At 72.4% G+C, this 5,869-nt stretch carries 5 protein-coding genes; 2 read left to right on the top strand and 3 right to left on the bottom strand.

Annotation, left to right across the window (positions count from 1 at the left end; genetic code table 11):
• Window positions 1-666, bottom strand: a 666-nt coding sequence (locus G3I40_RS44335) for a GDSL-type esterase/lipase family protein (protein ID WP_164560447.1), incomplete at its 3' end; no start/stop codon positions are given.
• A gap of 89 nt (window positions 667-755) precedes the next feature.
• On the opposite strand from G3I40_RS44335, the gene G3I40_RS44330 reads away from it, so the two are divergent.
• Window positions 756-1,754: a WD40 repeat domain-containing protein gene (locus G3I40_RS44330; RefSeq protein WP_164560446.1), complete on the top strand. Its 999-nt coding sequence runs from the start codon at window positions 756-758 to the stop codon at window positions 1,752-1,754.
• Window positions 1,755-1,791: 37 nt separating this feature from the next.
• Here the strand turns inward: G3I40_RS44330 and G3I40_RS44325 are convergent, their stop codons facing one another.
• Window positions 1,792-2,202 (bottom strand): PPOX class F420-dependent oxidoreductase, encoded by a 411-nt coding sequence (locus tag G3I40_RS44325; protein WP_164560445.1) that lies wholly within the window; start codon window positions 2,200-2,202, stop codon window positions 1,792-1,794.
• Between the two features lie 169 nt (window positions 2,203-2,371).
• The gene (serC, locus tag G3I40_RS44320) at window positions 2,372-3,490 is read right to left on the bottom strand and encodes a phosphoserine transaminase (protein WP_164560444.1); all 1,119 of its coding nucleotides are present in this window, start codon (window positions 3,488-3,490) and stop codon (window positions 2,372-2,374) included.
• A 284-nt stretch (window positions 3,491-3,774) separates the two neighbouring features.
• On the opposite strand from serC, the gene G3I40_RS44315 reads away from it, so the two are divergent.
• Window positions 3,775-5,869 (top strand): FAD-binding and (Fe-S)-binding domain-containing protein (locus G3I40_RS44315; protein ID WP_164560443.1); only part of this gene is annotated, 2,095 nt, incomplete at its 3' end.

The raw sequence follows: 5,869 nt of genomic DNA, 5'->3' as shown, positions 1-5,869 counted from the left end.
CGCGACCGGGGCGGGGGCGCGGTACGGGCCGCCGACGCCCCACGCCTGGTGCAGCGCGTCCGCGAAGGCGGCGGCCAGCTTGTGCTCGCCGGACGCGTTCGGATGCGTACCGTCGTAGGTGTCGCGATGGATGTCGTACGACGGCGGGACCGAGGCCGCGAGGAGCGGTGAGCGGGAGTCGTCGAGGTCGGCGACGGCCTTGCCCAGCAGCGTGTTGAAGTGCGCGACCTGCGCCGCGAAGGGGGCGTCCGACTCGGCCCGGACGTTCGGTATGACGGGGAGGACGACCATGCGGACGGCCGGGTTGGCGGTGCGGGCCGCGGTGACGAAGCGGCGGACGTTCTCCGCGGTCTGCTCGGCGTTCGTGTAGAAGCCCAGGTCGATCAGGCCCAGGGAGATCAGCAGCGTGTCGGCGCCGGTCGCGGTGAGGGTCTCGCCGATCACCGGCGCCATGTGCACCCAGCCCTCGCCCCAGCCCGCGAGGTGGTGCTGCGGGAAGTCCGGGTCGGCGTAGTCGTGGCCGCCGCCGTGCAGGGCGGTGCGCGGGCCGACCACGGCGCAGTCGGTGCCGGTGGCCCGCAAGTGGTGCCACATGCGGTGGCGCCAGGTGTGCTCCCCGGCGCTTCCGATGGTCATCGAGTCGCCGACGAACATGAACCTGAGCATCCGCTCATCATCGTTGATCCAGGCGGGGCCGGGCGATGTGAGGCTGACCACGCGGGCGGCGGGCCCGCCGTTGATGGCAAGCTGACGTCATGCGTGCGTATCGGATGGGTCTGGGGGCGGCCGGGGCCGCGGTCGTCCTCGCGTTCGGCGGGGCCGTCCCCGCCCAGGCGGCCGACCCCGGGTCCGACGGGTTCACCATCAAGGACCCGCGGATCACCGAGTCCAGCGGCCTCGCGGCCTCCCGCGCCCACCCCGGCGTCTACTGGACCCACAACGACAGCGACGACGGCGCGTACCTGTACGCGATCGACGGGCGGACCGGCAAGACCGTCGCGACGCTCACGCTCACCGGCATCGGCGCCCCGCGCGACGTCGAGGCGATCTCGATCGGCCCCGACGGCGACATCTACGTCGGAGACATCGGCGACAACCTCGGCGGCAAGTGGGACCACGTGTGGATCTACAAGCTGCCCGAGCCGAAGGAGCTGCGCGACCAGACCGTGCGGGCGACGCAGTACGTCGTGAAGTACGCGGACGGGCCGCGCAACGCCGAGTCGATGATGGTCCACCCGAAGACCGGCCGGGTCTACATCGTGGAGAAGGGCGAGGACGGCGGCGGGCTGTACGAGGGCCCCGACCCGCTCGACTCCTCCGCCACGAACGTCTTCAAGCGCGTCGCCGACATCGACCTGTGGGCGACCGACGCCGCCTTCTCGCCCGACGGGAAACAGCTCGCCGTACGCGGCTACCTGGGCGGCATCGCGTACTCCTGGAACAACGGGAAGCCCAAGCGCCAGGGGCAGTTGAGCGTGCCGATGCAGCCGCAGGGCGAGTCGGTGACGTACACCCTCGACGGGAAGACCCTCCTGTACGGCAGTGAGGGACAGGGCAGTTCCGTGGAGCCCGTGGAGGTCGAGGGCGCCGGGGGCGACTCCGGTGGCACGGGCGGGAGTTCCGACAGGGGCGGCGGTGACGGCGACGGCGGCGGGTTCACCGGGAAGGCCGGGGCCGTCGGGGCCGCCGTCGTACTGATCGCCGTCCTCGGCATCGGACGCCTGCTGCGCAGGCCCAAGTCGGCCCGCCGGTGACCTGCTTGGCCTGCTCTGCGTGCGCGACCTGCCCGATCTACTCGCCCTGCTCGCCGAGGACCCGTACCTCGTAGTGCAGGGTGTGGTCGCGCTTGGCCCGGTGGGCGAGCGGGACGCCGATGCCGTGCAGGATCGGGTACTTGCGGCGGATGAGCGCCGCCGCGTGCTTGGCCTCGGCACCGCCTTCGTCGAGCAGCCGCACGCGCGCCTTGAAGGCGGGTCCCGTGGGGGCCCCGCGCACGGTGGAGGGGGCGATCTCCACTTCCGGGTCGTTGCGCATGCGGCGCACTTTCCAGGCCCTGGCGTACGTCCGGAAGTAGGCGTGGTCGCCCTCCACCGCGATGTTCACAGGCGTGCCGACGCTGGTGCCGTCCTTCTTGTGCGTGGTGAGCAGGACGGCGTACTGCTTGACGAGGGGAGCGAGTGCCCGACTCGGTTGTGTCGCCATATGTCTATGAATGCACCTGCGCGGAGGTCTGTCACCCGTGCGTGCGTGACGCAACCAGTACAGCGCGGCCGTCCGGCGGGGGCGAGCGCCGCGGGGGCGCTGCCCGGACCCCGTTTCTCAGGCGCCGGAGGGGTGGGTCCGCCCCCGGCGCCTGAGGAGGAGGTGAGCGTCAGAGCTGCCCGATGACGTGGTCGATGCAGGCGGTCAGGGCCTGGACGTCGGCCGGGTCGATCGCCGGGAACATCGCGACGCGCAGCTGGTTGCGGCCGAGCTTGCGGTAGGGCTCGGTGTCGACGACCCCGTTGGCGCGGAGCACCTTCGCCACAGCTGCGGCGTCGATCTCGTCCGCGAAGTCGATCGTGCCGATGACCTGCGAGCGCTTCGCGGGGTCGGTGACGAACGGCGTCGCGTACTTGCTGTCCTCGGCCCACGTGTACAGCCGGTCCGAGCTGTCCTTCGTGCGGGCCGTGGACCAGGCGAGCCCGCCCTGCCCGTTGATCCAGTCCAGCTGCTCGGCGAGCAGGAAGAGCGTGGCGAGCGCGGGGGTGTTGTACGTCTGGTTCTTGCGGGAGTTGTCGATCGCCGTCGGGAGCGAGAAGAACTCCGGGACGTGGCGGCCGGACGCGTGGATGCGCTCGGCGCGCTCGATCGCCGCCGGGGAGAAGATGCCGATCCACAGGCCGCCGTCGGAGGCGAAGGACTTCTGCGGGGCGAAGTAGTAGACGTCCGTCTCGGCGATGTCGACGGGCAGGCCGCCCGCGCCGGACGTGGCGTCGACCAGGACGAGGGACCCGGAGTCCGCGCCGGCCACGCGCTTGATCGGGGCGGCGACACCGGTGGAGGTCTCGTTGTGGGTCAGGCCGTAGACGTCGACGCCGGCCTCGGCGCGCGGCTCGGGGTGCGTGCCCGGGTCGGAGGTGATGACGGTCGGCTCGGCCAGCCAGGGCGCCAGCTTGGACGCCTTGGCGAACTTCGAGGAGAACTCGCCGAAGCTCAGGTGCTGCGACTTGTTCTCGATCAGGCCGTGCGTCGCCACGTCCCAGAAGGCGGTGGAGCCGCCGTTGCCCAGGACGACCTCGTAGCCCTCGGGGAGGGAGAACAGGTTCTGCACGCCCTCGCGGACGCGACCGACCAGGTTCTTGACCGGGGCCTGACGATGAGAGGTGCCGAGCAGGGAGGTACCGGTGGCGGCCAGGGCGTCCAGCGCCTCCGTACGCACCTTGGAGGGGCCAGCGCCGAAACGTCCGTCGGCGGGCTTGATGTCAGCGGGAATCTGGATCTCAGCCACGAGCCGGAGGGTATCCCCTCGGTGAAACCGGACGGAAACGTGTCCGTTCGATGAGACGACTCCTCCGGCCCGTGGACTTGTGGTGATCTACGGGACCGGCTTGTGGCGCAGCTCGTCGCGCGGCGCCGGGGCGGACGCGCGGGCCGTGGCCGAAGGAGATGAGGCGGTTCGCGGCGACCGTCAGGGAGTTGTCGAGCGGTCAGGGAACGAAAGGGCCCGGATCGTGAAAAGGCGGGCATCCGCCTGTGGCGCGGGGGCACCTTCCGGGTTGCATCCTGGAGGGCATGGATGATCTGCACGGCCTGGAACGGGAAATGCGGGCATCGGTACGCGGCGGCGTCGACTTCTCCGTCACCGCCCGGGCCCTGAACACCATGGACGCGTCCAACTACCGAAGGGTCCCGCTGGGTGTCGTCTCCCCGAAGGACGCCGACGACGTACGGGCCGTGCTGGCCCTGTGCGCCGGGCGCGGCGTCCCCGTCGTCGGACGCGGCGGCGGCACCTCCATCGCCGGACAGGCCACGGGCACCGGTGTCGTCGTCGACTTCACCCGCCACATGAACCGCATCCTGGACGTCGACCCGGCCACGCGCACGGCCCGGGTACAGCCCGGCGTCGTCCTTGACCGGCTCCAGACGGCGGCGGCCCCGCTGCGGTTCGGGCCCGACCCGTCGACGCACAGCCGCTGCACGCTCGGCGGCATGATCGGCAACAACTCGTGCGGCTCGCACTCGGTGGCCTGGGGGACGACCGCCGACAGCGTGGCCGCGCTGGACGTGGTGGCCGCGGGCGGCGAGACGTACCGGCTCGGGCAGGGCTGGGACGGGGCGCCGCGGGGGCTTCAGGCCTTGGTGGAACGGGAGTTGGCTGCCATCAGGACCGGGTTCGCGCCGTTCGCGGGGCTGCCCCGGCGGATCTCCGGGTACGCCGTCGACGCGCTGCTGCCGGAGAACGGCACCGACCTGGCCCGCTTCTTCTGCGGCACGGAAGGCACCCTCGGGCTCGTCACCGAGGCGACCGTCAAGCTCGTCGAGGCGCCGTCCGCGAAGGCCCTCGCCGTGCTCGCGTACGCGGACGAGAGCGCGGCCGCGGAGGCCGCCGCGGGCCTGCTGCCGCACGGGCCGCTGACCGTCGAGGGCATGGCCGCCGACCTCGTGCCGCCCGGTTCGGGGCTGCCCAAGGGCGGGGCGTGGCTGTTCGTGGAGACCGGGGGCGCGACGCCCGGCCAGGCGCGGGCCGCGGCCGAGCGGATCGTGCGGGCCGCCGACGTGGTGGACGCGCTCGTGGTCGACGACCCGGCAGGGCAGCGGGCGCTGTGGCGGATCCGCGAGGACGCGAGCGGCACGGCGACGCGGATGCCGGACGGCAGCGAGGCGTGGCCCGGCTGGGAGGACTGCGCCGTGCCGCCCGCGCAACTGGGCGCGTACCTACGGGAGTTCAGGGGGCTGCTGCGGGAGCACGGGCTGCGCGGAACCCCGTACGGGCACTTCGGCGACGGCTGCATCCATGTCCGCATCGACTTCGATCTGCTGACGCGGGCGGGCATCGGCCGCTTCCGCCGCTTCTCCGAGGAGCTCGCCGCCCTCGTCGTCGCGCACGGCGGCTCGCTGTCCGGGGAGCACGGCGACGGGCAGGCGCGGGCCGAGCTGCTGCCGAAGATGTACGGCGAACCGCTCATCGGCCTCTTCGAGCAGGTCAAGGGCGTGTGGGACCCGGCGGACGTGCTGAATCCGGGGATGCTGGTGCGGCCCGCGCGGCTCGACGAGAACCTGCGGTTCGCGGTGCTGCCGCGCAAGCCGGTGGACGTCGCGTTCGGCTACCCGCACGACGGCGGGGACTTCGGCGCGGCCGTGCGCCGCTGTGTCGGGGTCGCCAAATGCCGTACCCAGGCACCGAGTTCACCGACCGCGGTCATGTGTCCGTCCTTCCGGGCCACCGGCGACGAGACGCACTCCACGCGCGGGCGGGCCCGGTTGCTGCACGAGATGCTGGCCGGGGAGGTCGTCACCGACGGCTGGCGGTCCGAGGAGGTGCGGGACGCGCTCGACCTGTGCCTGTCCTGCAAGGGGTGCAGGAGCGACTGCCCGGTGGGCGTCGACATGGCCACGTACAAAGCGGAGTTCCTGTACCACCACTACGAGGGCAGGCGGCGGCCGGCGGCGCACTACGCGATGGGGTGGCTGCCGCGCTGGCTCGGACTGGTCGAGCGGACGCGCACGGCGGGGATCGTCAACTCCCTCGCCAAGGTGGGGGTGTTGGCGGCCGTCGCGAAACGGGCCGGCGGGATCGCGCCCGAGCGCGACATCCCCGCCGTGGCGCGCCGTACCTTCAGCGCGGGATGGCGCCGCGACCTGGGGCGGCGGAGCGCGGCGGCGCGGC

This window comes from Streptomyces sp. SID14478, assembly GCF_010548525.1.
Taxonomy (GTDB): Bacteria; Actinomycetota; Actinomycetes; order Streptomycetales; family Streptomycetaceae; genus Streptomyces.
This window is presented reverse-complemented; position numbering and strand designations above follow the sequence as displayed.